Raw genomic sequence first — 26,864 nt, 5'->3', positions numbered from 1 at the left:
GCGTGCCGGGCATCGGGAAGGGCGGAGCGGTCCGTCCGGGGCGGTCCGGCCGGGAGCGGCCGGACACCTAGGACGGCGAGCGGGCCGGGAGAAGCGGTTCCCACCAGGAACGGTGGTTCCGGTACCAGGCGACCGTGGCGGCCAGTCCGGCGGCCAGGGGGATGGCAGGCCGGAAGCCCAGCTCCTTTTGTACCCGAGTGGAGTCGACGGAGTAACGCCGGTCGTGCCCCTTGCGGTCCTCGACGTGCTCCACCCGGCTCCAGTCGGCCCCGCAGGCCTCCAGCAACAACCCCACCAGCTCCCGGTTGCTCAGGGTGGTGCCGCCGCCGATGTTGTAGACGCGGCCGGCCCGGCCCCGGGTGCGCACCGCCTCGATCCCCCGCACGTGGTCGTCGACGTGCAGCCATTCGCGCACGTGCAGCCCGTCCCCGTAAAGGGGTACCCGGCGCCCGTCCATCAGCAGGGTGACGAACCGGGGGACGAGCTTCTCGGGGAACTGGTGGGGACCGTAGTTGTTGGAGCAGCGGGTCACCCGCACGTCCAGACCGTGGCTGACGTGGTGGGCCAGGGCCAGCAGGTCGGCGGAGGCCTTGGAGGCGGAGTAGGGGCTGTTGGGGCGCAGCGGCTCGTCCTCGGTCCACGAGCCGTGCTCGACGGAGCCGTAGACCTCGTCCGTGGACACCTGGACGAAGGGCGCCGCCCCGTGCCGGTGCGCCGCGTCCAGCAGGACCTGGGTGCCGTGCACGTTGGTCCGCACGAAGGCGGAGGCGTCCAGCAGTGAACGGTCGACGTGGGACTCGGCCGCGAAGTGCACGACCTGGTGCTGCCCCGCCATCACCCGGTCGACCAGATGTGCGTCGCAGATGTCGCCGTGCACGAACCGGTAGCGGGGATGGTCGCGCACGGCGGCCAGGTTGGCCGGGTTGCCCGCGTAGGTCAGTGCGTCCAGCACGGTCACCACCACGTCGGGAGGCCCGTCGGGCCCGAGCAGGGTGCGGACGTAGTGGGAGCCGATGAAACCGGCCCCTCCGGTGACGAGCAGATGTGTGGTCATGGCAACGGACTCCGCTTTCCGGGTCGGACGGTCGGCACGAGGGGGTGGCGCGTCACGAGGAGATCTGGGCCTTGCTGTGGTCGCCCAGCACGAGCCGGTGGGCGTGCGGCACCGGCGGTGCGGACGTCACCTGCACGTGCCGGCCGATGAGGGACGCCTCGATGCGCCGCACGCCGGAGATCGAGGCGCCGCGCAGCACGATGGAGAACTCCACCTCGCTGTCCTCGAGCACGCAGTCCTCGGCGATGGAGGTGAACGGTCCCACGTAGGACCCGCTCACGATCGTGCCCGCGCCGATCACCGCGGGGCCGACCACCCGGGAGTTGCGCACCTCGGCGCCCCCCTCGACCTGGACGCGGCCGATGAGGTCGCTGTGTTCGTCCACCAGCCCGTCGCAGCGTGCCTCGGCCTCCTCCAGGACGAGCCGGTTCACCTCCAGCATGTCGGCCACGTTGCCCGTGTCCTTCCAGTAGCCCGTGATCTGGGTGGAGCGCACGTCCCGACCGGCCTCGATCAGCCACTGCACCGCGTCGGTGATCTCCAGCTCCCCGCGCCAGGAAGGCTTGATGGCCCGCACGGCCTCGTGGATGGCGGGGGAGAAGAGGTACACCCCGACCAGCGCGAGGTCGCTCTTGGGACGGACCGGCTTCTCCTCCAGCCCGCGCACCCGCCCCGAGGCGTCCAGCTCGGCGACCCCGAAGGAGCAGGGGTCGGACACGTGGGTGAGCAGCAGGTGCGCGTCCGGCCGGACTGCCCGGAAGTCCCGGACCGGGCCCTCGATGCCCTCCACCACGAAGTTGTCGCCGAGGTACATGACGAAGTCGTCCGCGCCCAGGTAGTCACGGGCGACCAGTACGGCGTGCGCGAGTCCCAGCGGTTCCGGCTGCGGGATGTACGTCACGTCGAGACCGAATTTCGAGCCGTCCCCCACGGCGTCGGTTATTTCACCGAACGTGTCGCCGACGACGATGCCGACATCGGTGATCCCTGCCGCCGCGATGGCCTCCAGTCCGTAGAAAAGGACCGGCTTGTTGGCGACGGGCACCAATTGTTTCGCGGAGGTGTGCGTGATGGGCCTGAGGCGAGTGCCGGATCCGCCGGCCAGTACGAGCGCTTTCATGTCGTTCTCCCTGCGTGGTCATGGAGGCACGGGTTTCGGGATCTGTCGAGGGAAAGGGGCCTTCACTGGGCTGCGGCAAGAAACGTCTGGTGATCTGGCGCGTTTTCTGCCGTCCCGTCGTCCCGTGGCGTCAGAACTGTGTTCCTCGGATGCGTGATCGGCCGCCCGGAGTGTCTGAAAACCGAGGCGAGAAGCGTGCAGATCTGTTGGTACGGACCGGTCCGGCGTCGCCCGCACCCCCGGTCCACCCTGTGGGGAAGGGGCGCGCAGCCCGGCTGCCCACCCGTATAGGGGGTCGAGTATCGGCCGCTTTGCCAAACTTTACTCAGGCGGTCATGGATGCTAAGCATATGCCGGGTAAAAGATCGAAGGAGTCATCCCACGTCATCGTGAATGCCTTGGCGACTGAAGGATGGGTAATGGAGCCCGGTTTAGGGAAAAATCCCGTTGAAACCTGCGAACAGCCTGGTGGGTACGCGAGTGTGTCAGACGAGTACAGCATGCGATTATCCGACGTAGTCATGGTGCCCATCGGTTCCCTGCAGGTTTCCGACTCGCCACGGAGTGCCGGTGAGGACGCCGAACACATTCGTACCCTCGCAGAATCCGGAGTGGAACTTCCGCCCATCGTGGTGATGTTCTCGACGAAACGCGTCATCGACGGCATGCACCGGCTCAGAGCGGCCGAACTGCGCGGCGCCGCCGAAATCGCGGTCCGGTACTTCGAAGGGGAGGAGAAGGAAGCGTTCGTCCTCGCCGTCACCTCCAACATCGCCCACGGGCTGCCGCTCTCCCTCGACGACCGCAAGGCCGCCGCGACCCGCATCCTGCGCACCCACCCCCTGTGGTCCGACCGGGCCATCGGGCGGGCGACCGGCCTCTCCGCCAAGACCGTGGGGACCCTGCGGTCCTGTTCGACCGAGGGGGTTCCTCAGTCGAACGTCCGGATAGGCCGCGACGGACGGTCCCGGCCGCTGGACCCCACCGAAGGGCGACGGCTGGCGGGTCGGCTGATCCAGGAGAACCCGTCGGCGCCGCTGCGCCAGATCGCGGCCGAGGCCGGAGTGTCCCTGGGCACCGCCTCCGACGTCCGCAAGCGTCTCCGGCGCGGCGAGAGCCCGCTGCCCGGACGCGACCGCCGACGGGAGGACACGGCGGACGCCGAGCCGTCACCGGCACGCACCGACCGGACCGAGGAGAGCCGACCGTCACGGGCCCTGCTGCTGCGCCACCTCAGCCGTGATCCCTCCATACGGTTGACGGAGGACGGCCGGGTGCTGCTGCGCTGGCTCAACGTCGTGGCCGTGCGCAGCCAGGACTGGGCCCGGCTGCTCGGCAACGTGCCGCCGCACCGCGTCAAGGTCATCGCCGAACTCGCCCGTGGCTGCGCCGACACGTGGCGGCAGGTGGCCGAACATCTGGAGAAGACCGAGGTCGACCTGACGAACGACCGCGTCACGGACGGCGAAATGTCCAACCCGGTGCACCGGGCCGGACTACGGTCGGGTGCCTGAGCACCTACCACCCGACCCCTCCCCGCACGGCCGCCCCGGGCCGGCGGAACCCGCTCGGGTTCCGCCGGCCCGGGGCGGGAATTCCACTCCCGAAGGAAAGCCCCGCATGAAATCGCCGGAAGACATCGACGTCCCCCACGCCCTGATCACGTCGTACACGAAGAACGGCGGTGAGGCGGAACGGGCCTGGATCACCGCCCTGCCCGCGCTGGTCGCGGAACTCCTCGACCGGTGGCGACTGGAACGGGACGGCACCCCCGGCTCCGGCGAGGCCTCGCTGGTGGTGCCGGTGCGGCGCGAAGACGGCGGCAGGGCCGCGCTGAAGCTCCAGATGCCCCGCGAGGAGACGACCGCCGCGCTGATCGGACTGCGGGCCTGGAAGGGCGACGGCATCGTGCGGCTGCTCGACCACGACCCGGAGAGCAGCGCCATGCTGCTGGAGCGCCTGGACGCCTCGCGCACCCTCGCGTCCGTCGAAGACGACGACACGGCCATGGGCACCCTGGCCGGCCTGATGGCCCGGCTGCACGCCGCCCCGGCGCCCGAAGGCCTGCGCCGCCTCGACGACATCGCGCGCGACATGCTGGCGGCCGTGCCGGAGGCCGTCGTCTCGCTGTCGAACCCGGACGACCAGAGGCGGCTGCACGCCTGGGCCTCGGCCGTCGCCGAGTTGGTGGACGAGCCCGGTGACCGGCTCCTGCACTGGGACCTGCACTACGAGAACGTGCTGGCCGCCGAGCGCGAACCATGGCTCGCCATCGACCCCGAACCCCTGGTGGGCGACCCGGGCTTCGACCTGTGGCCGGCCCTGGACACCGGTTGGGAGAAGATCGAGGCCACCGGGGACGCCCCTCGGGTGGTGCGGCGGCGCTTCGACCTGCTGACCGAGGCCCTGGAACTGGACCGCGAGCGCGCGGCCGGCTGGACCCTCGGGCGGCTGCTGCAGAACACGCTGTGGGACGTGGAGGACGGGCGGACCACCATCGACCCCTCCCAGACCGCCGTGGCCGAGGCACTCCCGCGCGGCTGAACCCCTCCGCCTCCCACACACACCACTGCGAGCGCGGTGCCCCCCCGCACGGGCGGACGCCGCGCTCGCGGTGCCCCTTCTCCGCGCCCGGTCCGCCGACCGGGCGCCCTTCGTCGTACGAGGATTCCGCGGGCGCCGCCCCGCGAGCGCGCTCCGCCGTACGGAAGCCGCCGACAGCAGCGCCCCGGGCGACGCATTCGCCGATCGAGACCTCGGTGTTAGCCTTCAGTCGATCCGGTGATCGGGAACGGTCCGGATTCGGAACGACGGAGCCACATCCCGTGCGGCGCCCCCGATCAGGGCGTTCCCGGACAGGGACAGGACACGCGCGGACCCGCTCATCACCTCCGTGCACAGCGGTGCTCCACCGGCCGCCCCTCGCGTTTCACCGGGACACGACCCGCCCTCAGGGCCCTCCGGCCCGCCGGGTGCCTGCTGCACAGCTGTACGCCACGCGTCCCGCCCGCCGGCTCCGTGCCCCGCGCACCCGGCCGGCCCGCGATCCCGCCGACGTCACGCCCACTCACCCCAAGGAGCGCCATGAGCCTCGTCGACGTGCACAACGAATGGGACCCCCTGGAGGAGATCATCATCGGTACGGCGGTGGGCGCACGGGTCCCCCGGGCCGACCGCAGCGTCTTCGCCGTGGAGTACGCGGGGGACTACGACAGCCAGGACCGGATCCCCTCCGGCGCCTACCCGGACCGGGTGCTGAAGGAGACGGAGCAGGAACTCCACGTCCTGGCCGAGGAACTGACCAAGCTCGGCGTCACGGTCCGCCGCCCCGCGGCACGCGACAACGCGGCCCTGATCAGGACCCCCGACTGGGAGACGGACGGCTTCCACGACTACTGCCCGCGCGACGGCCTGCTGACCGTCGGCGACACCGTCATCGAGACGCCGATGGCGCTGCGCGCCCGCTTCCTGGAGTCGCTCGCCTACAAGGACATCCTGCTGGACTACTTCGCCAGCGGTTCCCGGTGGCTGTCGGCCCCCAAGCCCCGGCTGACCGACGCGTCCTACGATCCACAGGCACCAGCCGGTGAGCGCCTGACCGACGTGGAGCCGGTGTTCGACGCCGCCAACGTGCTGCGCTTCGGCACCGACCTGCTCTACCTGGTGTCCGACAGCGGCAACGAACTCGGCGCCAAGTGGCTCCAGTCGGCGGTCGGCGACACCTACACGGTGCACCCCTGCCGGGGGCTGTACGCGTCCACCCACGTGGACTCCACCATCGTGCCGCTGCGGCCCGGCCTCGTGCTGATCAACCCCTCGCGGGTGAACGACGGGAACATGCCGGACTTCCTGCGGTCGTGGGAGACCATCACCTGCCCGGAGCTGGTGGACATCGGCTTCACCGGCGACAAGCCGCACTGCTCGGTGTGGATCGGCATGAACCTGCTGGTGGTGCGACCCGACCTGGCCGTGGTGGACCGCCGGCAGACCGGGCTGATCGAGCTGCTGGAGAAGCACGGGATGGACGTGCTGCCGCTCCAGCTCACCCACTCGCGCACCCTCGGCGGCGGCTTCCACTGCGCCACGCTCGACGTCCGCCGCACGGGCTCACTGGAGACCTACCGGTTCTGATGTCCCGCCACGTCCGCTACCGCCAAGGGAGGTTGACCACGTGATCGGTTACGGCGTCTGCGTAGGCCCGGGCAATCTGTTCGAGCGCATCTGTCTGCCGGGTATCGAGCGGGTCCGTACACCGGGCAGCCCGGTGTTCACCATGCGCAACCAGCGTTCACTGTTCTCGGCGTACAACGCCATGTTCGACCAGGCGGCCGCCAACTCCGACATCACCGGGCTGGTGATGCTCCACGACGACGTCGAGCTGCGGAAGAACCCGGCCGAGGTGGCACAGCCGGTCTTCGAGGACGACTCCGTCGGGATGCTCGGCTCGGTCGGCGGCTCCGACACCGTCTCGCTGGCCTGGTGGAACGAGAAGGAGACCCGGCGCGGCCGGGTCACCGACTACGACAAGGTCCACGACTACGGGTCGGACCGCTACGAGGTCCACGCCGTGGACGACGTCATCCTGTGCGTCAACCGCTGGACCATCGAGAACATCCGCTTCCCCGAGGGGCACTACCGCGGCTTCGAGGGGCTCGGCGTCATCCTTGCCACCCTGGTCCGCGCCGCCGGCAAGCGCGTGATCGTCCAGGACCTCCAGGACGTCATGCACCACAACGACGGCCGCGGTTTCAACGGTCTGAAGGACTGGCGCCACAACGAACTGCGCTGGCAGCGCGAGTTCTTCGACCTCGGTCCGCTCGAACGGGTGGGCAACCACCTGGAGCGGCTCACCATTCCCACCATCCCCCTGCGGCTCGCCGCCCGCCGGCTGGCGGTGCGCGCGGCCGGCCGGGCCCACGAGGTCAGCGACGGGGAGACGGGCGACCCGGTGATCGACGAACTGGTCGGCGGCTGGTACCGGCGGTGCAAGCGCCTGCGCGGCCGCATGCAGGTGTGAGGAGAACAGATGGCCAAGTACACACGGCTCCGCTATGACGTGACCCGGATCCCCCTCGCCGACCTCGTGCGCGAGGTGCTGAAGGTGGACGACTTGGAGGGCCTGGCGGCCAGTGAGTGGCTCGCCACCCGGGAGACCGACCAGAGCACGCCGTACCACAGGCAGTTCTACGACGACTTCGACATCGTCTCGCCCGTGTACCGCACGCTGGCACGGCACCTGCTCGGCGACACGGTCGACGACGTCTACCTCCAGCGGGTGCCCACTTTCCGCGTGCACCTGCGCAACTCCGTCGCCGTGGGCTCCTGGCACCGCGACCGCGACTTCGGGCACGACCCGGCGGAGGTCAACTACTGGGTGCCGGTCACCCGGGCCTTCGGCAACAACACGCTGTGGATCGACAACGAGCCGGTGCACGCCGAGTACGGCGAGGTCATCGTCTTCGACGGCGCCAACTCCTGGCACGGGAACGTCGTCAACGACACCGAGATCAGCCGGGTCAGCATCGACTTCCGCACGCTGCCCCGGTCCGCGTACCAGCCCAACGGCAAGAAGTCCGTGTCCTTCGGACTGCCCTTCCTGCTCGGCCAGTACTGGGACGTCGTCTGAACCCCGGCCGGCTCCCGCGCCACGACGAAATGGCCCCGACATGGTGATGACCTCCGATCCGACCGGGAACCCCCCGGGCGACACACGCCCGGGGGAGTCCCTGACACACCTCGACCACCGCTTCCGGGAGTTCCTGGCCGGACTCCCGGACGACCGCCCCCCGTGGTTCTGCTTCTTCTCCTCCGGCCTGCTGCACGTCGTCCACCACTTCCTGCGCTTCGTCCCCGAGCGGCTGAACTGCGTCTTCGTGTGCTCCGCGCTCAGCGCCGAGGAGATCGCGCTGCGCGACCGCATGAGCGGTGGCCTGCCCGTCTTCGACATGGACGACCGGGTCGGCAGCCACGAGATCTTCGAGCTCCTGCTGCGCAACACGGACCGGCCGTTCGGCATCGTCGACGTCGACTGCTTCGTCACCGACACCGACTGGTTCGACCGCTGCACGGATGGACTGGAACCGGGCGTGGCGGTCAGCGGCCCCCTCAGCTACGGCCCCATCCCCCTGGCCGCGCCGCCCTTCCTGGCCCTGGACCCCCGGGTCCGTCCCGACATCGAGCGCGCCATCGGCGGCCCCGTCACACCCGCCGCCTACGCGTATGTCCCCCCGGGGCCGGAGAAGGAGATCGACGGCGCGACGGTGCGGCTCATCGAGCCGCACCACGAGCGGGCCCTGGCCCGGGTGATGGCCCTGGAGGGTCCCCGGCTGCCCTTCCCGCAGGGCGGGGTGGTGGACGTCCTCGACGACGGCCGGGAGGTGCGCAGCCACGAGCGCCATCACCACCTCCACAACGGCAACGAGGTGATCCGCGTCGTCTTCGACGGTTTGATGTTCTACCAACTGATGGCCTTGGCCACGGGCCTGCGAATCGCCCACTTCCACCAGTTCCCGGGCACCAAGGTCTTCGCCCCCCAGTTGGTCCACGCCGGCGGCATCTCCTACTGGCACCGGCTGCGGCCCAGCGAGATCGCCGCGGGCATCCACGAGCTGCCCTGGTCGGCGCACGTCGACGCTCTGCTGTTGGAGGACTTCAACAAACGGCCGGACGCTCCCTCGGGCTACCGGACCCGCAGCACCCGGCTCGCCGCCGGTCTGCGCCAGTCCAAGGCCGACCTGGCGGGGCTGCGCGAGGAGCTGCGCACCAAGCTCGCCTCCTCCGGCGTGGACGTGACCGACCCCCGCTGGGCCGCCGTACTCGACTGACGCAGGACCACCTACCGGCACCGGCACCCCCCCCCGGGGGGCGCCGACGGGCTACTACGGAGACTTTCGATGAGAGTGGGAATCGTCGGGGCCGGCCGCATGGGCCGGCTGCACGCCCGTACGCTCCTGGAGCTTCCCGAACCACCGGCACTGGTGGTCCACGACGTCGACCCCGACGGCGCCCACCGGCTGGCCCGCGCCCTGGCGGAGGAGACCGGGGCCCGCGTGACGGTGCGGCGGACACTCGCCGAGGTCGTCGCCGGCGTGGACGCGCTGGTCGTGGCCACCCCGGCGACACAGCGGCGCGACCCGCTGCTGGCCGCAGCACGGGCGGGGGTGCCGGTGTTCTGCGAGAAGCCGCTCACCGCCGACGTGGCCGAGGCCCGCGAGCTGGCCGGCGCTCTCGCCCGCGCTCGACTGCACGTCGGCTTCCAGCGGCGCTGCGACCCCGCCTACCGGGCACTGCGCGAGCGGATCGTCTCGGGCCGGCTCGGCCGCGTCCTGCTGGTGCGGTGCACCGCCTTCGACCACCACCCGCCGGCCGGCGCGTACGAACGGACGGCCGGCGACATCTTCACCGACTGCCTCATCCACGACATCGACGCCGTGCACTGGCTGACCGGACAGCCCACCGTGGCCGTGCAGGCCGACGGGGCACGGCTGCTGGGCGGCGCCGGGTACGACGTGGCCACGGCCGCCCTGACCCTCGCCGACGGCGCCCGCGCGGTGCTCACCGCGTCCCGGCTCGACCCGCACGGGTACGACCACCGGGTCGAGGTGCTGGGCACCGAGGGCTCGTACGCGGTCGGGTTCGACGCGCGGACCCCGCTGCGCCTGCTCGGCCAGGACGGCACGGGCTGCCCGCCCGCACCCGGCGGACACCCGCCGTACCAGGACTTCACCGACCGCTTCGCGACCGCCTACCGGCAGGAGATCCACGACTTCACCGACATGGTGACGCGAGGTGCCCCCAGCCCCTGCACCGCCGAGGAGGCACTGCGCGCGCAGGAAGTGGCCGCGGCCGCCGGCCGTGCCGCCGCGACCGGCACCCGTGTCGTCCTGGACCCGGCACCGGCTACCGGCGCGGCCACGCCCGTGGGGGGCCGGGCCGGATGAGCCGCACGTCCACCCACCGGGGGCGACGCGGCGCCGCCCTGGCCGCGGCCCTGCTGGTCCTCGTCACCCTGCCCGCCGCCTCCACCGCCGACGGGCCCGGCGCAGCGCACCGGGACCGCGCACCGGCGGACAACGCCCCAGGCCGCACAGCGGCGGAGACCGTCCCGGGCCGCGCACCGGCGGACAATGTCATCCTGCTCATCGGCGACGGTATGGGCGACGCGGAGATCACCGCGGCACGCGACTACTCCGTCGGCGCGGCCGGCCAACTGGCCCTGGACACACTGGCCACCACAGGGCGGCGCACCACCTTCTCCGTGGACGAGCGGGGCCGGCCGGTCTACGTCACCGATTCCGCCGCCGGCGCCACCGCCTGGGCGACGGGCCGGCGGACCGTCAACGGACGGGTCTCCAAGACCCCCGGCACCAACCGGCCGCTGCCCACGCTGCTGGAGAAGGCCCGCCGCCACGGCTACGCGACGGGCAGCGTCACCACCGCCTCGGTCGCCGACGCGACCCCCGCCGCCCTGACGGCCCACGTCACGGACCGGTCCTGCAAGGGCCCCGCCGACATGGCCGAGTGCCCGGCGGACACCCGGGCGGCCGGCGGCGCCGGCTCCGTCGTGGAGCAGACGGTCGCCGCCCGCCCCGACGTCCTCCTCGGCGGCGGTGCCGACCACTTCGCGCAGACCGTCGCGGACGGCCCGTACCGTGGCCGTACGGTGCTGGAACAGGCCCGCGCGGCCGGCTACCAGGTGGTGCGCGACCGGGCGGAACTGACGGCGGCCCGCACCGACCGGCCCGTGCTCGGGCTGTTCGCGCCCGACTACCTGCCCGTGGAATGGAGCGGGACACCGGCCGCGCCCGGTGGCACCGCGCCCCAGCGGTGCGCCGTCCACAACCCCGCCCGGCCCGCCGGCACACCCACTTTGGCCGAGTCCACCCGCGCAGCGCTCGGCCAGTTGACGGCCCGCCGCGACCGGGCCACCGGCAAAGGCTTCTTCCTCCAGGTCGAAGGTGCCTCGATCGACGACCGGGCGCACGAGGCCGACCCCTGCGGGCAGATCGGCGAGACCGTGGCGTTCGACAGGGCGGTCGCGGTCGCCCTCGCGTACGCCGGACACCACCCCCGCACCCTCGTGATCGTCACCGCCGACCACGGCCACGCGACCCAGATCCTGCCCGAGGACGCCCGGCCGGCCGGGCTGTCCAGCACCCTCGTCACCGACGAGGGCGGCCGGATGCTCCTCGGGTACGCCACCGCCGGATCCGGCGGGACGCAGGAGCACACCGGGGTCACCGTGCCGGTCGCCGCCCGCGGTCCGCTCGCGCACCGGGTGCTCGGCCTCCGCGAGAACACCGAGCTGTTCGGCACCGTGTGCGCGGCGCTCGGACTGCGATGAACCACGGCCGTGCCCGACGGCCCCCTGGACCATTCCCGACCGTTCCCCTTCCGAACCGAAAGGTCACACCTTGAGCTCCTTCCAGGAATTACCGCGGTGGCCCCAGTTGACGGACGACGACATCGAGGCGGCGGTGGCGGCCCTGCGCTCCAACCGCCTGGTGGGGCAGGGCAACAGCACCGTCCAGGAATTCGAGGCGGCCCTGGCCGCCGGCCAGCGCGTGGAGCACGCGGTCGCGGTGTCCACCGGCACGGCGGCCGTACACCTCGCGCTGCACGTCCTGGACGTCGGGCCCGGCGACGAGGTCATCGTGCCCGCCCACACCTTCATCGGCTCGGCGAGCCCCGTCGTGTACCTCGGCGCCCGCCCGGTCTTCGCCGACGTCACACCGGACACCCACTGCCTGGACCCGGACTCGGTGAAGTCGCTGATCACCGACCGGACCAAAGCCATCGTGGTCGTCCACATCAACGGCATCGCCGCCGACATGGCCGCCCTGACCGCCGTCGCCGCCGAGGCGGGCGTCCCGGTCGTCGAGGACGCGGCGCAGGCGCTGGGCACCGAGATCGGTGGCCGTCCCATCGGCGGCTTCGGCGACCTCGCCTGCGTCAGCCTCTTCGAGCAGAAGGTGATCACGTCGGGCGGCGAGGGCGGCGCCGTGCTCACCGACAACCCGGACCACGCGGAGCGGCTGCGCCGCCTGCGCAGCCACGGCGAGGGCCCCATCGAGGGCCGCCCCGGCATGATCTGGGCACACGAGGTGGGCTACAACTACCGCCTCACCTCGGTCCAGGCAGCCATCGGCCTGGCCCAGCACAAGCGGCTCGGCGAGATGGTCGAGGCCCGCCGTCGCAACGCCGCCCGCCTTTCGGAGCGGCTGGCCGGTGTCGAGGGCCTGGAACTGCCGGTGGAGCCGGAGGGCACCACCCACGCGTTCTGGAAGTACGCGGTGCGCGTGGCGCCGGGCGGCGGCCGCCGCCCGGCCGGGGAGATCGCGGCCGACCTCCGCTCGCGAGGCGTCCCGGTGCTGCTGCGCTACCCGTTCCCGCTGCACAAGCAGCCCGCGTTCGCCGGACACGAGGGGGCCTCCCTGCCCGTCGCCGAGCGGCTGTCCCGGGAACTGCTGGCACTGCCGTCCCACCCGGGGCTCACCGAGGGGCACCTGGACCACGTCGCCGACGAGGTCCGCCGGGCCGTCGCCGTCACGGCGTGACCCACACCCCGTCTGCCGCACCGGCCGCGTGCGTCACGGCGTGACCCGCGTCCCGTCCGCCGGCGGTCCCACGGGCGCCGCACCGGCCGCGTACCCGCGCGGTGCGGCGCCCGTCGCCTCCCGACGACTCCGACACACCAGGAGAGCCACATGACCACCACCCCCCGGCCCGCCTCCGCGCCGCCCCCCGGCCCCGAGGGCCCGCCCCTGCTCCTCGGCACCTCCGCCTTCGGCCAGAACGAACGCGGCTTCCCCGTCTACGACGCCTACTGGGAGGGCGGCGGCCGCGCCTTCGACACCGCCTGGCTCTACGGCCATGCCTACGGCCCCGGCTGCTGCGAACGCACCTTCGGCGCCTGGGCACGGTCGCGCGGCGTCGAGAAGGACGTCTGGGTGCTGGCCAAGGGCGCGCACACCCCGGAGTGCGTGCCCGACCGCGTCGAACCCCAACTAACCGAGAGCTTCGAGCGCATGGGCCGCAACGACGCCGCGCTCTACATGCTCCACCGCGACAACACCGACGTCCCCGTAGGGGAGTTCGTCAGCGTCCTCGCCGACCTCGTGGACCGCGGCCTCATCGGCGCGTACGGCATGTCCAACTGGACCCTCGAACGGGTCGTCGAGGCCGTCGCCTACGCCCGCGTGCACGGCCTGCCGCTGCCCGCCGGCATCAGCAACCAGTACAGCCTGATCGACATGGTCCATCCCATCTACCCGGGCACCGTGACCTCCAACGACCCCGCCTGGCGGGACTGGCTCGCCGAAGGGGCCGTCCGGCTGTACCCCTGGGCCAGCCAGGGCCGCGGCGCGCACGCGCTCGCCGACCCCGGCGAGCTGCGCACCGGTGCACTCGCCGAAAGCTGGTACAGCGAGACCAACGCCGCCCGGGTCCACCGCGCCCGCCTGCTCGCCCGGCGCACGGGGATCTCCGCCACCGGCATCGCCCTCGCCTGGACCCTCTCCCAGCCCTTTCCGGTCGTCGCCCTCATCGGGCCCCGGTTGCCCGAGGAGGTCCGCGACTCCCTGGCCGCCGCGGCCCACCGGCTCACCGACGACGAGCGCGACTGGCTGGAGACCGGCGAGGGCGACCTCCCGGACCGCTGACCCATGGCGACCACCCCCACACGAACCCGCCCCCGTACACGGCCGCCCGCACCGGTCCCGCGAACCCCGCCGGCATGGGCACCGGTCCTCGGCATCGCGGCCGGCACCGTGGCGGTGCTCCTCCTGCTCGCCGACCGCCACGGCTACGACGGCGACGAGCTGTATTTCATCGCGGCCGGCCGCCACCTCGACTGGGGGTACGCCGACCAGCCGCCCGGTGTGCCGCTGCTGGCGCTGCTGGCCGACACCCTCGCCCCCGGCTCGTTGCGCGTGCTGCGGCTCCCGGCGATCGTCGCCACCGGGGCGGGGGCCATCCTGGCCGCGCTGCTGGCCCGGGAGCTGGGTGGGGACCGGCGGGCGCAGTGGCTGACCGCGGCCGCCCACGCCCTGGCCCTCGGCGCGCTCGGGCGGTTGCTGTCCACGGCCGCCCTCGACATTCCGCTGTGGACACTGCTGACGTGGCTGGTGGTGCGCTGGGTGCGACTGCGCCGGGAGGGCGTGACGCGCGACCGGCTGCTGCTTGCCGCGGGGGCCGTCGTCGTGGTGGCGATGCAGATCAAGTTCCAGATCGTGGTGTTCTGTCTGGCCCTGTCGGTGGCGGCGCTGCTGTGCGGGCCGCGCGGGTTCCTCGCCCGGCCGCCGCTCTGGGCGGGCGCGGGGCTTGCGGCCCTGTCGGTCGTGCCGGCGCTGGTGTGGCAGCACCGGCACGGCTGGCCGCAGTTACGGATGGGTGAGGTGATCGCCGCGGAGGTCGCCCAGCGGGACGGGCAGGCGGTCAACCTGGCGCTGATGGTCCTGGGCCTGGGGCCGGTCCTGGGGATGGTGCTCGGCCTGTACGGGCTCTGGCGGCTGCTCATGGACCGGGAGCCGGCCGGCTTCCGCTTCCTCGCCGTGGCCGCGCTGCTGGTGACCGGGTTCGTCGTGCTGACCGGCGGCCGCGCCTACTACATCCACGGCGTGTTCCCGGTGCTGTGGGCGGCGGGCGCCATCGGCTTCCAGCGGCGGCGGGCGGCACGGGAAGCGGCGGCCGGCCGGCGCGCGGGCTGGGCGGTGTACCCCGTGATCGCCGCATCGGCCGTGTGGCCGCTGCTGGACCTCCCGCTCCAGCCGCCGGAGTCGTACATCGACAAGGCGCCGCACCGCTTCGACAAGCGCTCCGAGATCGGCTGGCCACAGCTCGCCGACCAGGTCGGCGCCCTGTACCACCGCCTGCCCACCGGGACCCGGGCCCGCGTGGTGCTGATGTCCGACGACTACTGGGTCGCCTCCGCCCTCGCCCACTTCGGCCCTGCCCGGGGCCTGCCACCGGTCCACAGCGGCTCCCGCGGCTACTGGTTCTTCGGCGCACCCCCCGCCGACCGCACCGTCGTCCTCCACGTCGGCCACCCCGATCCGGCACTCCGCGCCCATTTCGGCGTGGCCCGTCAGGTCGCCACCGTCGACAACGGGCTGGGCATCGCCACCGAGTACCAGGGCCGCCCGGTTTATTTCCTCAGCCGCCCGAAGGAGCCCTGGACCCGCATCTGGCCCGAGCTCCAGTACCTGGACTCGCACCGCCCGCACATCACCGCCGGTCACGCCTCGTATCCGCACGGGCCTGGAGCCGTCGTATGCCCGCGACAGGGGGCGTCCCGGGCGACCTGCTCCGGCTGTCGCGCGAGTACTACGGCGTCCAGGTGACCGATGCGTGCTCACCGCGGAGTGCCGCTGCGCGCGCCCTGATGGCAGACGCCATGTCCAGCGCGCGGGCACCGCCGGGGTCACGGGCAGTCGCTGGAAGTCCATGACCCGTTCTCCACCGTGCCGCAGCGGCGACACCGACCTGGGCCGGGCGATGCCAGAGGTCGTCGCCACACAGGTGGAAGGTGCCGCAGCGGTTCTGCGGCGGTAGTCAGTGATTCACTAAGCGCCTTCGACACCGGCCCGACACCCTCGACGGCTTCATGGCCGGCACCGGCCTGACCCTCGACGCACCAACCCCACCTTGACGAGCCGAAGTCAGTACTTGCCAGGCAGATGACCGGCGACACCCGTCAGTTCCTGCGAGACCCGCCACACCCGTCGGGCCTCGTCGGGGTCGGTGAGATGGCTGAAGAGCTTCTGCTCAGCGGGCGGGCCGCTGATGTTGCCGGGACCGCTCAGCCCGTAGAGGGCACCACCGCGAGCGTCTGGCGACGTCACCGCGTACAGCGTGGGGAACTTCGCGCTCTCCACGGTGCCGGCCAGGATGCCCCGGGCGGACAGGAAGCGGATCATCCGCACCCCCATGGTGTCCTTGGCGCGACCGATCTCCGGCCGGGCGGCGAGCAGGCTCGTCGGGGCGACGCCCGGGTGTGAGAGGTTGCTGGTGATGCCCCAGCCCTCGGCCGTGCTCCGCCGGTCGAGCTCCAGACCGAAGAGTCCGAAGGCGATCTTCGACTGGTTGTAGGCCTTCATGCCGTCATACGAGCGCTCCCAGTTCAGGTCGTCTCAGTTGATCGAGTTGCGGTTGGCGGAGATGCTGATCTGCGAGGTCACCCGGGCCTGCCCGGCCCGCAGGAGAGGCAGCAGCCGGAGGACCAGGGCGACGTGCCCGAGGTGGTTGGTGCCGAACTGCAGCTCGAAGCCGTCGGCGGTCGTCTGCCGGTCGGGCGGGGTCATGACGCCCGCGTTGTTGACCAGGAAGTGGATCGGCCGGCCCTCGTCGATGAGGGAGTCGCCGAGTGCGGCGACGGAGTCGAGCGAGGACAGGTCGAGCATGCGCAGCGACACCTGCGCACCGGGTGCCTGCCGCCTGATCCCGGTTCTGGCACAGATCTTGGGGAGCCATTGCGGAGCGTGACCTCGCTGTTCGATTGCGAGTGACTGGCTCGTGCGCGACGGCGTACGCCTTGGCGCCTGACGGCCGGAAGTGACGCTCCCTCAGGTGCATTCCGTTCGCTGCTCTGGCCGGCTGTGAACAGTGATGGTGCTGGTTATGCAGACCGATGCACCGTTCTGGGACTCGCTGGTGTTCGACGGGATCGACGAGGTGGAGGTCGAGACGGTTATGGCCGCGTTCGGTACGGTCGAGGTCGTAGCAAGAGGTCGCACGGCCGGGGCGGCGTGTCTGGACTGTGGCTGCTTCGCGGACCGGTTCCACGACCGTTACCAGCGCAGGCTGAAGGACCTTCCGCTCGCTGAGCAGGGCTTTGTGATCCGGCTGATGGTCCGGCGATTCATATGCGGGTCGGCGGACTGTCCGCGCCGGACGTTCGCCGAGCCGTTCTCCCGGCTGGCCGCGCCGTACGCGCGGTTCACCACGCGGCTGAACCGCGCCCTGGAGCGGGTGGGGCTCGCCTTGGCGGGACGAGCGGGTGCTCGACTGGCGGCCCAGCTCGGCTTCGGTGCGGGACGGATGACCTTGTTACACAGGGTCATGGCGCTGCCCGATCCGCGATTCAGTACTCCACGCGTGCTGGGCGTGGACGACTTCGCGATCCGTCGCGGCCAGACCTACTCCACCGTCTTGACCAGCGTCGAAGATCATCGCGTGGTCGACGTGCTCCCGACCCGTGAAGCCGGGCCGCTGGCAGCTTGGCTGGACCGTCATCCCGGTGTGGAGATCATCTGCCGGGACCGGGCAGGTGCCTACGCCGAGGGCGCCCGGCGCGGTGCACCCGACGCTTTGCAGGTCGCCGACCGGTTCCATCTGTGGCAGGGCCTCGGCCGCGCCGTGGAGACCTGCGTCGCCGCCCACCGCGACTGCCTGCGCAACCCGACGCCCAGCGGCACGCTGCCGGAGGCCACCCGACCGACTTCAGGACGATCGCAAGACGACGCGGAGCCCGCCGGCCGACGAGCCGAGCGCAAGAAGGCCGCACACGCCTTGGTCCACGAGATGCTCGCCCAGGGCCACTCACGCCGGGCGATCGCCCGGCACCTGGGCTGGGGCCTCAACACCGTGCTCCGGTACGCGAACGCCGCACGCTGGCAAGACACCATCCGCGAGACCCAGCCCCGGCCCAGCAGACTCGACCCCTACAAGCCCTACCTCGAACGGCGATTCGCCGAGGGGCGCACCAGCGTCACCCAACTCCACGGCGAACTGGTCGCCGAGCAAGCTCCCGTCACCTACGGCATGGTCCGAGCCCACATCGCCACCTTGCGCGGGACTCCGTCCGCCGCACCGCCACGGCCGCCAACGGTACGGCAGGTGACCGGCTGGCTCACCCGCCACCCCACCGCCCTGACCGAGGAAGACCGCGTCGGCCTCAAGGACATCCTGATTCGCTGCCCCGAACTGGACACAACCGCCAGACACGTCCGCGACTTCGGCGAGATGCTCACCGGCCGCCTCGGCGCCACGCTTCCTGCCTGGATCGACGGCGTCGACGCCAGCCAGATGCCCGGGCTGACCGGCTTCGCACTGCACCTACTCCGAGACCTCGACGCCGTGACCGTCGGCCTAACCCTGGACTGGAGCTCGGGCAGCATCGAGGGAGCCGTCAACCGCATCAAGAAGATCAAACGGCAGCTCTACGGCCGAGCCGGATTCGAACTACTCCGCAAGATGATCCTGCTCCAGTGACCCGCTCAGTCGAGGGGCCCCTGCTGCGGGGGCAGCAGTCCGTCGGTACCTACGACGAGCGAGATGGCGGGTTCTGGCAGGCTTACCAAGTGAGCGGGAATGTAGAGGCGTCCGGCGACCGGTTTCGAGATCGACGGGAACGCAAGTACGGATATGACTTCCTCGATGAGGTTCTGGTGCACTGTCCTCGGTGTGACGGGTGCGCCACTGTCACGCCCCACCCCGAGATCCCGGCAAAAAAGAAGGCTGCCAGCTACGGGAGCCTGGATCTCCATCGGCGGCTGCGGTGCATGGGGTGCGGCTTCTTCAAGGATCGAGAGGTCGACTCTGCTGTCGTGGGCAGCCCTGTCGATCCTTGCTTCCAGCAACCGGTGTGGTTGCAGACGAGTTGCTGTGGACACGTCCTGTGGGCCTATAACGTGCGTCATCTCGATCTGCTGGAGGCCTACGTGGGGGCCAAGCTTCGTGAGCGCGGAGAGCCTGTGCCTTGGGCCCCGGCGAGTCTGGTCGAACGGCTTCCCACCTGGTTGAAAGTCGCGAAGAACCGGACCGAGGTTTTGCGGACAATCAAGCGCTTGCGTTCCACACTGCCTGCTGTTGGGTGATCGAACGGGCGGTGGCCACAGCTCAGGCACGGCCGACGGGCGTCCATCCGGCCAGTATGCAGGGGCCAGTCTCACCCGTTCGATGACGAGTCAGCGCACGTGAAGCGGTCTGGACACCCTCCGTGACCACTCCCCAAGATCTGTGCCAGAACCGAGTTCTGAGAGCGCGTGGATCCTTGCTTCGCAACCACTGGTGGGCTTCGCACGACGACAGCGGTCCGAGCCATGGGCGCGGGGTCCGATGGGTACGTTGTCAGAGGTAGCGGTCAGGATGGTGGTCATGACAGACGGAACAACCTGGCTTGCTGCCCCACAGTCCGTCGCCTTCGGCGGCTACCACGTGGTTCTCGCCCGCGGGCTGTCGTCGGAAGAGCTCGCCGACCGTCTTGCGGCGACCCTGCTGTATAAGGCCGATCACGTTGTCGTGGCGGTGGGGGAGCACACCGGGGACTCCCTTCTGGAGCTCATGGATGACACCTACGACGACGCCTTCGACGGCATCGGCCTGCGTCTTGGACGCGCCGATGACTGGACGTACGCAGTCGCGTACGGAGGCTGGCAGGGCGAGTTCGGTCCACCGGCACAGGTCTCGCGTAACGGTGCGCACGTTTGCCTCCTGGAGTATGAGGAGGAGAACGGCAAGCCGGTCCCGCCGCAGTTCGAGTACTTCCACGACGGCCGCCTGCTGAGCGCCTGCAACCTGCACCTGGACGCTTCCTGGGGCTATCAGGGGGTCGATGGAGAACCCGGGACGGCCGCCCGCCTGCAGCAGATGCTGACCGTTGCCGGCCTCCCGGACCCGGAGCGGGACGAAAGGGAGGTGCACCGCACCGCGCTGGGTATCGTCGAGAAGTTCTTCGGGCTCTCTTTGCCGAAGGACCGGATCGTGAGCGGCACGCTGCCGGCGGTCCTGTTGGAACCGGCGTAGCCCAGACCCAGGTGACACGAAGCGACCAAGGGGTGTTCTCACTTCTCGGTTCTCGCGAACAAAGCCAGACACACCCTCTTGGGCCTCCTTGAAGCCCTCGTAGGGCTCGGCGGCCGACGGGCTGTACATGACCGTGGATTCCCGGTCCCGGCCGTCCTGCACCCAGACGGTCCTCACGTTCTCCTGCCGCTCCTCGTTGCTCCACCGCATCATCCGGCGCGCTGCCGGACCGCTCACCAGGTGGCATCCCGCTGGCGGGGTTTGCTGCACGCACCTGACCCGTCCCGCCTCTGTGGAGCGATCGGCCTGGGGCAGGAGACAGGCGAGCCTCAGGCGGTGTGCCGGATGGTTCCGCTGTCCCGGGTCCACTCGGAGAGGACGCGGCGGACACCGGCGCTCTCCTCGACGAGCGTGATGCGGGCGGTGGGGTGCGCGGAGTGGGTATAGACCCACTCCTCGAACTTGCCGTCCGCCGTCTCCTGCCTCTCCCACAGGCTGGTGACGGTGGGCCCGTCCGGTGGCTGGAACTGGAGCGTCACGTGGAAGGTCATGCCCCGAGCCTACGCAGTACTTGACCTGCACTGTCAGTGCCGGATGCGAGGCTGGTCGCACACTGGACGCAGGAGGAAACAGGCCATGGCGAAGCAGGCAAGCAAGAGCTTCAAGATCCGTTGGCGGCTGGGCGGCAGGGCCGGGGTGTCGGCGGTCTCGTACAGCGCATCGGCCCTGGAGCGCTACACGCAGCTCAAGCGCGAGGCCCTGGGCGAGGGCGCCGAAGTGGAGTCCTACGAGGTCAGGCTCGGGGAGCAGTAGCGCGGTTTCACAGACCGGCCCCCGTCCGAGGGCGGGGGCCAGGTCACAACTCCTCGGGCCGTAGGTCCCGCTCCCACCGCCAGACGCCGTCCGCGTCGGGCCGGTAGAGTGACCGCCCCCCGGGGTAGCGGCCGTGGTTGCTGATGATCGCGATCCACGGGTCGCCGCCCTGGCCGTGCTCCTCGCCGCCAGCGGGTGCGTGGCCGTCCCCCGCCTCGCCGCCCCGGCCGACCGTGCCCGCCGCCGACTGACCGCCCGGCCCGCCCCCGGCCGACCCGACTCCGGCCACGCTCCGCGGGGCGCTCGACGCGACCGACCCCCGCCTGCCATCCCGCCGGGCCCCGCTCCAGAGAGGGCCGTCCCCGCGCCCGCGACCGCCGCCCCGGGCGCGCGCCCGACCACCCGGCCCGCCGCCGGGCCCACCCGCCGGACAGCGCCGGCGACCAGGCGCCCGGCGAAGAAGCCTGCCGCGAAGAAGCGCACCACCAGGACCGGTCCCCGCACGGCCGCCAAGACCGCCAAGCACCTGAAGAAGAAGCCCGCCGTACCGCGCCGTCAGCCGACGACCGGGCAGGCGCGCGAGATGCGCGAGCTCTGCCACCGGGACGGGAGCGGACGTGACCAGGGGGATGCGGTGGCCACTCATGAGGGCGTCATTTCCCTGGTAGCCGGTTGTCTTGACGCCGCCCTGACAACACTGATGTCGGTGTCTTCGAGGGACCGGTGGGATGTCGTGAACCGGTTGATCAGGGCTCGACGGCACGTTGGGTATACAGGGCCAGGGCCCGGTCGATGAGGTGGACACCGGCCTGTGTGGTGTAGCGCAGCATGCTGAAGTTGCCGGTGACCCGGGGCAAGGCGGTTTCGTCGTCCTGAGAGACGATCTCGTGCCGCAGCAGACCGAAGGTGCCGTTGATGTCGCCATGGGCAAGCGAGCTGCACGCGCTCCAGAGAGTCAGGATCAGCTCACCGCCCAACGTGGTGTGCGCACCGCCCTCCTCGACGATCTTGGTGTACTGCGGGGCGGCGAGGAACGTCTTCAGTGTGTCGGCCGACGCGCCTGCGGCGAGTGCCAGCCGGCGCACCTCGGCCAGCCGGGTCTCCTCATCGCGGGCCGGCTCGGCGTTGAACCGGCTGTGTAGCTTGGTGGAGTCCTTCACCTCTTTGATCTGCAGAGCCAGGCGCCGCTGAACACGGGCCGGGCGCTCGTCAGGCCCCAGCAGCCATACGGCGCGTGCAGCGTTCTCAATCACGCCGCGCACGAGCGACGCTTGGGCGTGGGTGTGCAGGACCGCAGAGGCATGGGCAGGACCCTCTCCACGCACCAGCGAAGCCCGTAGCGCCATCAGATGATCCACAGCCACAGTCGCCGCAATCCACGCGGCATGAGACACACGATATGGATGGGTCTGAGCGTCGTCGACAGCCAGCTCACTCCCGAACTGAACCTCCCAGAGAGCTGGCGTTCTCTCGCCCGTGGTGAGCCCGGAAAACGCTTTTACTCGCTCCAACAACACAAGAAGCGCACGCAGATGGCGTTCTTCCTCTTCGTCCATGAAGGGAGCGTAGAAGGCCCAGCACTATACAAACGAGCGAGTTTGCCAGCCCGGCGTCAAGCACGATGCGCACCGCGAAGATACCGAACCTGACGCCCGGCACCTTCCGCCCGCTCATACCCACTCGACTCCCAGCTTCCGTAGCGCGTCGCGCTGTTCCTGGTTGAGCTTGTCCCGCCTCGCCTTGGTATTCGAGACCCACACGCCAAGCTTCACGATCACCGGTTCCGTCTCGCCGTCGATGGTGATCTCCTCGGCGTGACCCCGCGGTACGGGCCGGTGGGCACCTTCCCGTTCGACCCACTGTGTGAGGGCTGTCAGGCCTCGCTGGAGGGCCTGCTGTGCCTTGCTCGGGCCCTTCGCCGCACATGCGGCTGCGGGGGCGGGGGCCGGGGCTTGGTCGGGCTGTACGCCCAGTTTCGACAGCCGTTCCTGCTGCTCGGTCGACAGCTGGGCCCAGGTGCCCGCGTTTTTCTGCCGCTTCAGCCACCGGCCGATGTCGTCGCCCTCGAACAGCACCCCGGGTTCGATGGCCGGCAGGCTGCCGTCGGTGTCGACCAGGTCCGCCAGGACGCGGTAGTGGCGTTGCCAGTCCAGCGGCCACAGACAGTCCCAGTCCGGGTCGATCGCGGTCAGCTGCTTTGCGCGTACGGCGGCCCGCTCCGGGTCCTTGCCCAGGCCGCCCTTGCGGCGCAGGTTGGCCATGTGCTGGCCGACCGGCACCATTGCCTCGCGCTCGCCCCATACAGCGTCCTGCCGGGGCGCGAGGTGTCCGGTGGCCCGCCGGTACGAACGGAGCGCGGCGAGCTTGGCCTCCCAGGCCTCCTCGCCCGGCTCCCACACCATCCCGGCCTCCGGCGCGTCCAGCAGCGTCTTGCGCCGGTCCTCCAGCTCCCCGGCCCGCTGCGCCTTCCGCTGCTGATGCACCCATCGTCCGAGGGGAAAATCTTTTGTCGCACCCACGGGGGTCTCAACGTCGTAGGGCACGGCGTAGAGCCCGGTGATCTCGTTCTCCGCCCGCCAGCGCAGCAGGGCTTGGTAGCCCTCGAGCCAGACCGGTGACTCCGGCCGGTAGACCCGGGTGCGCAGGAACGCCGCGATGGTGGCGGCGTCGCGCGGGCTGGAGAAGTGGAGCAGGGCGGCTTCGGCGGCGGCCTGGGTGTCGTCGTCCTCCTGGTCCTCGCTGTCGCCCTCGCCGCCGGCCCCGACGATCCGCCCGTCCTCGTCCCGCCGCAGATGCACCTTGCGCTTCCCGCTGGTGAGCGCTCGGGAGGCGAGCTGCTCGACCAGGCGCTCATCATGCGAGCGCAGGCCCTGGAGTACGGCGACGAGCGGTTTGTAGCTGGCGGAGGCGACCATGTCGGTGGGGTCCTCGCCCGGCTCCAGGAACACCGGCACGATGATCCTGGCGACCTTGGTGGAGCCGTCCTTGTTGAGCCTCAGGGCCCGGCCGATGTTCTGGACGATCTCGACCTGCGAGCCGCGGGTGTCGGCGAAGCAAATGGCCTCGACTCCTCGCTCGCCGGTGATGTCCACGCCCTCCCCGAGCACGCGCACGCTGGCCAGGAACGCCCGGTGTACCCGCCGCCCGGCCGCGTCGATGCCGTTCGCGAACTGCTGCAGGACCTCACGCCGCTCGCTCACGAGGTGATCCCCGCACAGCCACGCCGACCACACCCGGTCCGGCGGGACGTGGCGGCCGGCCTCCAGCTCGTAGAACTCGGCCTTGATCGACGACGCAGGTAGCTTCTCCGCGGCCGCCAGGTCGGCGTCGGTGGCGTCGTTCACGTACAGCGCGGCCGCCGTCTCCGGCAGCTTGTCTGCGAACGCGCGGGCCTCTTCCACCTTCTGGTGGAAGGTCATAACCGTACGCAGGTTGTATGCCGCCGCGTGCTCCAGGAGCGCGGTCTGCAGCAGCGCCAGGCGCCGGCCGCGCCGGGCTTCCTCCGACTCCCCGAGAACGGGGGAGGGGTCGCGGATCTCCAGCACGTCGATCTCGAACCCGGCGAGGATTTCGCGCTCGATCGCCTCGCTCAGACCGAGCTCTGCGATCCACGTGCCGTAGGTCCCCTCCGGGTCATCGGCCATAGTCGCGAGCTCCACCTCCTGGCCGCCGGTGCCTTTCTGGGGCCGGGAAGCGGCGAGGATTCGCGGGGTGGCGGTGAGGTAGAGCCGGAAGTCGGCGGGGATCCGGGCGTTGTCGTGGATCGCCGCCCACGGCCGCCCGAGATCACCTGTGGTTCCGTGGGCCTCGTCCACGATCGCGAGGTCGAAGCCTTCCATGCGCTGCCCGTAGAGCCGCCCCCCGCCTGCTAGCGCGGCTTCCAGCGGCCCGCGAACCTTCCGCCGGCCCTCCGGAGCGTCGACGTCCTCGCGATCCACCAGCGAGGCATACGTGGCGAACACGACCACGGGCTCGTGCCCGGCCCACAGGGCTAGCTGGATCGGGTTGGTGGTGGTCCGCACCCCCAGCGAGTTCAGGACCGCGTCGTTCTCCAGCGAGCACACCGCGACCATCGGGGCCTGGTGGCCCACCGCCCGCCACGCCTGGGCGGTCTGTACGAGCAGGTCCAGGGTCGGCACCGTCACCAGGATCCGGCCGTCCGTGAACGACTCCAGCGCGCACGCGGCGGCCGTGATCGTCTTGCCCGAGCCGGTCGCCGACACGATTGTGCCCCGCACACCCTGCGCAGGCACAGGCCGTCGTGCGGGAAATCCCACCCACCTACGAAACGCCGACCGCTGATCCACTTGGTGTTCCCTGAGCGAAATCACGCTCCCTGCTTCCCGTTCTACGATCGGCGTCATGATCTATCCTGTCGCGGGGCCTCCCACGCGAAGGCACCTCGCTGCCGCACTCGCCATCACCGCGCTCATCAGCGCCCTCTGGTACGGCCTGCAGCCGGTCTACCCCGACTGCGTGTACTTCGGGAACCACTCGATCGAGCAAGCCGTCGAATACGGCCAGTGCGACCCACCGAAAACGAGATTCAACACCTGGACCCATTAAGCAGCCTTCAGGTTATCCCTTAATTCCGCCACCTCTACATACTGCATCAACCCAGCAGACATCCCACCTCCCCCACCGCCGGATAGGGTCCGGGCATGACTGCTGACTGGTACGTCCTCATCGAGGAGGACACCCGCACCACCCAGCGCGCCGACGGCACCGAACTGAAACTGCACCGCTGGGCACTCACCGGCACCTACCGCATCGGCCCCGACCGCATACAAGCGACCGCGGCGGCCGAGGACGCGGCTCTCAACTACCTGCCAGGCATCCTGGCCCGGCACGCACGCCCGAGAGACCAGCCCGCTCGCCATGCCCTGCTCACTCAGGACGGAGCATGGATCGTGCTGGTGAAGCAACGTCACCGCGAATGCCACATACGCGTGACCACAGCCCAGCTCGTGCACTCGAGTGAAGAGAGGGAAGCACCTCCGAAGAGTCTGAAGGAGAAGTTCCGTAGTGCCATCGAGGGCCCACCGCCCGCGGTGAAGCCCTGGGCCTGGACACCTGAAGACCAGGCCGATCAAGCCTGACCGCCAGCACCCCGTCAGTCGGCCCGCGTCAGCAGGCCGAACCAACAGCCGCAGACACCATCAGAAGAGTCCGCCAAGGGCAGGGGAGCGCAGCGACCTCGCCACCCGTGGGCTGGAGCGCAGCGAAAGCCCCAACCTCCAGCCGCGCCGCTCTCGCATGCGCAGCTCAACGAAGCGGCACACCACCCTCCCGCCGTCTGAAGTCCCTTTGCCTCGTGCTCGTTTCCGTTTCTCACTCCGGGGCATCCGGCGGTCATGGACACCTCAGCGCACGCCGAAGAAGCGGTCGAGACCCAGGGCGATGAGCACCATGTCGTCCTCAGTGCCGACACCAACGGTGACGGCAAGCCCGACGTGTGGATGACCGATACCACAGGCGACGGCAAAGCCGACCTGTACCAGTTCGACACCACCGGCGACGGACAGATCGACGTCACCATCGTCGAACGCGCCGAACAGCCCGGCATCGACCGCCTGGTCGTCGAAGGCGACGCCGGCCACCCCCAGCAGGCCTGAACCCACCCTCATCTCCCACACCGCTCCCGCGCGTGCCAGGCCACCGCGGGACACGTGAGCAGCATTCTCGGGAAAGGAACCCACCTCATGCTCGGTATAGCCGCCGCCGTCCTGTTCTTCATCGCCTTCCTGATCAACGCAGCCGACATCGCCACCAACGACGTCTTCTCCTCCACGAACATCATGCTCCTCGGCCTCACCGCCCTGGCCCTGCACCTGGCCGGCATCGGAGCCGCCCGCACCACCCACACCAACAGCAGACGCCTCCCCTGGTCCCGCTCCTGACCTCCTATAGCTAGCCAGGCCCGCGAAGCGGGCCCCAGAGGGTGAGGGAGCACAGCGGACACACCCTCTGCTCCGAGAGCGCAGCGAACGGAGCATCACTTCCGGTGCGCAGCACCGGAAGTGACCAAGCCGCACAGCGGCCCAGCCCCTCGCGCAGCGAGGGGCCACAACCACCCCGCGCAGCGGGGGGGGTTCGCTTTCCCATCGCGCAGCGATGGGGTACCCGCTCCGCGGG

25 protein-coding genes and 1 pseudogene are annotated in these 26,864 nt (G+C 70.7%); 18 read left to right on the top strand and 8 right to left on the bottom strand.

The annotated features are described in order from the left end of the window. Positions 1-67 precede the first annotated feature (67 nt). Both rfbB and ACFYNX_RS31145 read right to left on the bottom strand, forming a co-directional pair. On the bottom strand, positions 68-1,054 hold the full coding sequence (gene rfbB, locus ACFYNX_RS31150) for a dTDP-glucose 4,6-dehydratase (protein WP_388666294.1): 987 nt from the start codon (positions 1,052-1,054) through the stop codon (positions 68-70). Between the two features lie 52 nt (positions 1,055-1,106). Beyond that, positions 1,107-2,174: a glucose-1-phosphate thymidylyltransferase gene (locus ACFYNX_RS31145; RefSeq protein ID WP_125664826.1), complete on the bottom strand. Its 1,068-nt coding sequence runs from the start codon at positions 2,172-2,174 to the stop codon at positions 1,107-1,109. Between the two features lie 419 nt (positions 2,175-2,593). Here ACFYNX_RS31145 and ACFYNX_RS31140 point away from each other — a divergent pair, with 419 nt between their 5' ends. From ACFYNX_RS31140 to ACFYNX_RS31090, 11 genes are all read left to right on the top strand, one after another. Continuing rightward, positions 2,594-3,688, top strand: a complete 1,095-nt coding sequence (locus ACFYNX_RS31140) for a ParB N-terminal domain-containing protein (RefSeq protein ID WP_365542286.1) — start codon at positions 2,594-2,596, stop codon at positions 3,686-3,688. A gap of 106 nt (positions 3,689-3,794) precedes the next feature. After that, complete coding sequence (locus ACFYNX_RS31135) at positions 3,795-4,718, top strand: aminoglycoside phosphotransferase family protein (protein WP_388666291.1); 924 nt, start codon at positions 3,795-3,797, stop codon at positions 4,716-4,718. Positions 4,719-5,258: 540 nt separating this feature from the next. Then, positions 5,259-6,305 (top strand): inosamine-phosphate amidinotransferase 1, encoded by a 1,047-nt coding sequence (locus tag ACFYNX_RS31130; protein ID WP_125664830.1) that lies wholly within the window; start codon positions 5,259-5,261, stop codon positions 6,303-6,305. A 40-nt stretch (positions 6,306-6,345) separates the two neighbouring features. Further along, the gene (locus ACFYNX_RS31125) at positions 6,346-7,191 is read left to right on the top strand and encodes a glycosyltransferase (RefSeq protein WP_125664832.1); all 846 of its coding nucleotides are present in this window, start codon (positions 6,346-6,348) and stop codon (positions 7,189-7,191) included. Between the two features lie 9 nt (positions 7,192-7,200). Then, complete coding sequence (locus ACFYNX_RS31120; protein ID WP_125664834.1) at positions 7,201-7,800, top strand: streptomycin biosynthesis protein StrG; 600 nt, start codon at positions 7,201-7,203, stop codon at positions 7,798-7,800. Positions 7,801-7,840: 40 nt separating this feature from the next. Next, complete coding sequence (locus tag ACFYNX_RS31115; protein WP_365541940.1) at positions 7,841-8,998, top strand: dTDP-dihydrostreptose--streptidine-6-phosphate dihydrostreptosyltransferase; 1,158 nt, start codon at positions 7,841-7,843, stop codon at positions 8,996-8,998. 69 nt (positions 8,999-9,067) lie between these two features. Continuing rightward, positions 9,068-10,114: a Gfo/Idh/MocA family oxidoreductase gene (locus ACFYNX_RS31110; protein WP_365541938.1), complete on the top strand. Its 1,047-nt coding sequence runs from the start codon at positions 9,068-9,070 to the stop codon at positions 10,112-10,114. Beyond that, complete coding sequence (locus tag ACFYNX_RS31105; protein ID WP_125664840.1) at positions 10,111-11,517, top strand: alkaline phosphatase; 1,407 nt, start codon at positions 10,111-10,113, stop codon at positions 11,515-11,517. The genes ACFYNX_RS31110 and ACFYNX_RS31105 overlap by 4 nt, the downstream gene beginning before the upstream one ends. 70 nt (positions 11,518-11,587) lie before the next feature. Continuing rightward, positions 11,588-12,730 carry a DegT/DnrJ/EryC1/StrS aminotransferase family protein gene (locus ACFYNX_RS31100; protein WP_125664842.1) on the top strand — a complete coding sequence of 381 codons (1,143 nt, stop codon included), beginning with the start codon at positions 11,588-11,590 and terminating at the stop codon, positions 12,728-12,730. Between the two features lie 150 nt (positions 12,731-12,880). Next, on the top strand, positions 12,881-13,834 hold the full coding sequence (locus tag ACFYNX_RS31095; RefSeq protein WP_388666285.1) for an aldo/keto reductase: 954 nt from the start codon (positions 12,881-12,883) through the stop codon (positions 13,832-13,834). A 3-nt stretch (positions 13,835-13,837) separates the two neighbouring features. Beyond that, positions 13,838-15,514, top strand: coding sequence for a glycosyltransferase family 39 protein (locus tag ACFYNX_RS31090; protein WP_388666282.1), 1,677 nt, complete (start codon positions 13,838-13,840; stop codon positions 15,512-15,514). Positions 15,515-15,832: 318 nt separating this feature from the next. On the opposite strand, the pseudogene ACFYNX_RS31085 reads toward ACFYNX_RS31090, so the two are convergent. Continuing rightward, positions 15,833-16,612, bottom strand: a pseudogene (locus tag ACFYNX_RS31085) (SDR family oxidoreductase); the annotation flags it as partial. Positions 16,613-16,790: 178 nt separating this feature from the next. Between ACFYNX_RS31085 and ACFYNX_RS31080 the strand changes: the two are divergent. Beyond that, the gene (locus ACFYNX_RS31080; protein WP_388666279.1) at positions 16,791-18,383 is read left to right on the top strand and encodes an ISL3 family transposase; all 1,593 of its coding nucleotides are present in this window, start codon (positions 16,791-16,793) and stop codon (positions 18,381-18,383) included. 5 nt (positions 18,384-18,388) lie between these two features. Here the strand turns inward: ACFYNX_RS31080 and ACFYNX_RS31075 are convergent, their stop codons facing one another. Further along, the gene (locus ACFYNX_RS31075; protein ID WP_388666276.1) at positions 18,389-18,784 is read right to left on the bottom strand and encodes a hypothetical protein; all 396 of its coding nucleotides are present in this window, start codon (positions 18,782-18,784) and stop codon (positions 18,389-18,391) included. A gap of 484 nt (positions 18,785-19,268) precedes the next feature. On the opposite strand from ACFYNX_RS31075, the gene ACFYNX_RS31070 reads away from it, so the two are divergent. Next, a complete protein-coding gene (locus tag ACFYNX_RS31070; RefSeq protein ID WP_388666273.1) occupies positions 19,269-19,916 on the top strand; it encodes a DUF6461 domain-containing protein in 648 nt (215 codons plus the stop codon). Between the two features lie 329 nt (positions 19,917-20,245). Here ACFYNX_RS31070 and ACFYNX_RS31065 read toward each other — a convergent pair whose 3' ends face one another. Further along, the gene (locus tag ACFYNX_RS31065; RefSeq protein ID WP_388666271.1) at positions 20,246-20,467 is read right to left on the bottom strand and encodes a hypothetical protein; all 222 of its coding nucleotides are present in this window, start codon (positions 20,465-20,467) and stop codon (positions 20,246-20,248) included. 85 nt (positions 20,468-20,552) lie between these two features. Here ACFYNX_RS31065 and ACFYNX_RS31060 point away from each other — a divergent pair, with 85 nt between their 5' ends. Next, positions 20,553-20,729 carry a hypothetical protein gene (locus ACFYNX_RS31060; protein ID WP_388666268.1) on the top strand — a complete coding sequence of 59 codons (177 nt, stop codon included), beginning with the start codon at positions 20,553-20,555 and terminating at the stop codon, positions 20,727-20,729. Between the two features lie 43 nt (positions 20,730-20,772). On the opposite strand, the gene ACFYNX_RS31055 is transcribed toward ACFYNX_RS31060, so the two are convergent. From ACFYNX_RS31055 to ACFYNX_RS31045, 3 genes are all read right to left on the bottom strand, one after another. Beyond that, entirely contained in the window at positions 20,773-21,018 is a 246-nt protein-coding gene (locus ACFYNX_RS31055; RefSeq protein ID WP_388666265.1) for a hypothetical protein, read from the bottom strand. Positions 21,019-21,475: 457 nt separating this feature from the next. Next, the gene (locus ACFYNX_RS31050) at positions 21,476-22,285 is read right to left on the bottom strand and encodes a hypothetical protein (RefSeq protein WP_388666263.1); all 810 of its coding nucleotides are present in this window, start codon (positions 22,283-22,285) and stop codon (positions 21,476-21,478) included. Positions 22,286-22,399: 114 nt separating this feature from the next. Further along, positions 22,400-25,093 (bottom strand): Helicase associated domain protein, encoded by a 2,694-nt coding sequence (locus tag ACFYNX_RS31045; RefSeq protein WP_388666260.1) that lies wholly within the window; start codon positions 25,091-25,093, stop codon positions 22,400-22,402. On the opposite strand from ACFYNX_RS31045, the gene ACFYNX_RS31040 reads away from it, so the two are divergent. From ACFYNX_RS31040 to ACFYNX_RS31025, 4 genes are all read left to right on the top strand, one after another. After that, positions 25,092-25,295 carry a hypothetical protein gene (locus tag ACFYNX_RS31040; RefSeq protein WP_388666257.1) on the top strand — a complete coding sequence of 68 codons (204 nt, stop codon included), beginning with the start codon at positions 25,092-25,094 and terminating at the stop codon, positions 25,293-25,295. The genes ACFYNX_RS31045 and ACFYNX_RS31040 overlap by 2 nt on opposite strands. A gap of 95 nt (positions 25,296-25,390) precedes the next feature. Further along, on the top strand, positions 25,391-25,828 hold the full coding sequence (locus ACFYNX_RS31035; protein ID WP_388666254.1) for a hypothetical protein: 438 nt from the start codon (positions 25,391-25,393) through the stop codon (positions 25,826-25,828). Positions 25,829-26,083: 255 nt separating this feature from the next. Beyond that, the gene (locus tag ACFYNX_RS31030; protein WP_388666251.1) at positions 26,084-26,344 is read left to right on the top strand and encodes a hypothetical protein; all 261 of its coding nucleotides are present in this window, start codon (positions 26,084-26,086) and stop codon (positions 26,342-26,344) included. Positions 26,345-26,431: 87 nt separating this feature from the next. Then, positions 26,432-26,629 carry a hypothetical protein gene (locus ACFYNX_RS31025; RefSeq protein ID WP_365549988.1) on the top strand — a complete coding sequence of 66 codons (198 nt, stop codon included), beginning with the start codon at positions 26,432-26,434 and terminating at the stop codon, positions 26,627-26,629. The last annotated feature ends 235 nt before the right edge of the window (positions 26,630-26,864 follow it).

Source organism: Streptomyces sp. NPDC007872 (assembly GCF_042868165.1).
Lineage (GTDB): Bacteria > Actinomycetota > Actinomycetes > Streptomycetales > Streptomycetaceae > Streptomyces.
The sequence above is the reverse complement of the archived record's forward strand: the minus strand, read 5'-3'. Positions and strand labels throughout refer to the sequence as shown.

What these genes read in the sequence shown, in the direction of transcription:
- ACFYNX_RS31040 (WP_388666257.1), top strand. Translation starts at nt 25,092, where the DNA reads ATGATCTATCCTGTCGCGGGGCCTCCCACGCGAAGGCACCTCGCTGCC.
- ACFYNX_RS31025 (WP_365549988.1), top strand. Translation starts at nt 26,432, where the DNA reads ATGCTCGGTATAGCCGCCGCCGTCCTGTTCTTCATCGCCTTCCTGATC.
- ACFYNX_RS31095 (WP_388666285.1), top strand. Translation starts at nt 12,881, where the DNA reads ATGACCACCACCCCCCGGCCCGCCTCCGCGCCGCCCCCCGGCCCCGAG.
- ACFYNX_RS31060 (WP_388666268.1), top strand. Translation starts at nt 20,553, where the DNA reads ATGGCGAAGCAGGCAAGCAAGAGCTTCAAGATCCGTTGGCGGCTGGGC.
- ACFYNX_RS31130 (WP_125664830.1), top strand. Translation starts at nt 5,259, where the DNA reads ATGAGCCTCGTCGACGTGCACAACGAATGGGACCCCCTGGAGGAGATC.
- ACFYNX_RS31140 (WP_365542286.1), top strand. Translation starts at nt 2,594, where the DNA reads ATGGAGCCCGGTTTAGGGAAAAATCCCGTTGAAACCTGCGAACAGCCT.
- ACFYNX_RS31120 (WP_125664834.1), top strand. Translation starts at nt 7,201, where the DNA reads ATGGCCAAGTACACACGGCTCCGCTATGACGTGACCCGGATCCCCCTC.
- ACFYNX_RS31145 (WP_125664826.1), bottom strand. Translation starts at nt 2,174, where the DNA reads ATGAAAGCGCTCGTACTGGCCGGCGGATCCGGCACTCGCCTCAGGCCC.
- ACFYNX_RS31115 (WP_365541940.1), top strand. Translation starts at nt 7,841, where the DNA reads ATGGTGATGACCTCCGATCCGACCGGGAACCCCCCGGGCGACACACGC.
- ACFYNX_RS31065 (WP_388666271.1), bottom strand. Translation starts at nt 20,467, where the DNA reads ATGACCTTCCACGTGACGCTCCAGTTCCAGCCACCGGACGGGCCCACC.
- ACFYNX_RS31030 (WP_388666251.1), top strand. Translation starts at nt 26,084, where the DNA reads ATGGACACCTCAGCGCACGCCGAAGAAGCGGTCGAGACCCAGGGCGAT.
- ACFYNX_RS31090 (WP_388666282.1), top strand. Translation starts at nt 13,838, where the DNA reads ATGGCGACCACCCCCACACGAACCCGCCCCCGTACACGGCCGCCCGCA.
- ACFYNX_RS31070 (WP_388666273.1), top strand. Translation starts at nt 19,269, where the DNA reads ATGACAGACGGAACAACCTGGCTTGCTGCCCCACAGTCCGTCGCCTTC.
- rfbB (WP_388666294.1), bottom strand. Translation starts at nt 1,054, where the DNA reads ATGACCACACATCTGCTCGTCACCGGAGGGGCCGGTTTCATCGGCTCC.
- ACFYNX_RS31110 (WP_365541938.1), top strand. Translation starts at nt 9,068, where the DNA reads ATGAGAGTGGGAATCGTCGGGGCCGGCCGCATGGGCCGGCTGCACGCC.
- ACFYNX_RS31080 (WP_388666279.1), top strand. Translation starts at nt 16,791, where the DNA reads ATGCAGACCGATGCACCGTTCTGGGACTCGCTGGTGTTCGACGGGATC.
- ACFYNX_RS31035 (WP_388666254.1), top strand. Translation starts at nt 25,391, where the DNA reads ATGACTGCTGACTGGTACGTCCTCATCGAGGAGGACACCCGCACCACC.
- ACFYNX_RS31045 (WP_388666260.1), bottom strand. Translation starts at nt 25,093, where the DNA reads ATGACGCCGATCGTAGAACGGGAAGCAGGGAGCGTGATTTCGCTCAGG.
- ACFYNX_RS31105 (WP_125664840.1), top strand. Translation starts at nt 10,111, where the DNA reads ATGAGCCGCACGTCCACCCACCGGGGGCGACGCGGCGCCGCCCTGGCC.
- ACFYNX_RS31135 (WP_388666291.1), top strand. Translation starts at nt 3,795, where the DNA reads ATGAAATCGCCGGAAGACATCGACGTCCCCCACGCCCTGATCACGTCG.
- ACFYNX_RS31050 (WP_388666263.1), bottom strand. Translation starts at nt 22,285, where the DNA reads ATGGACGAAGAGGAAGAACGCCATCTGCGTGCGCTTCTTGTGTTGTTG.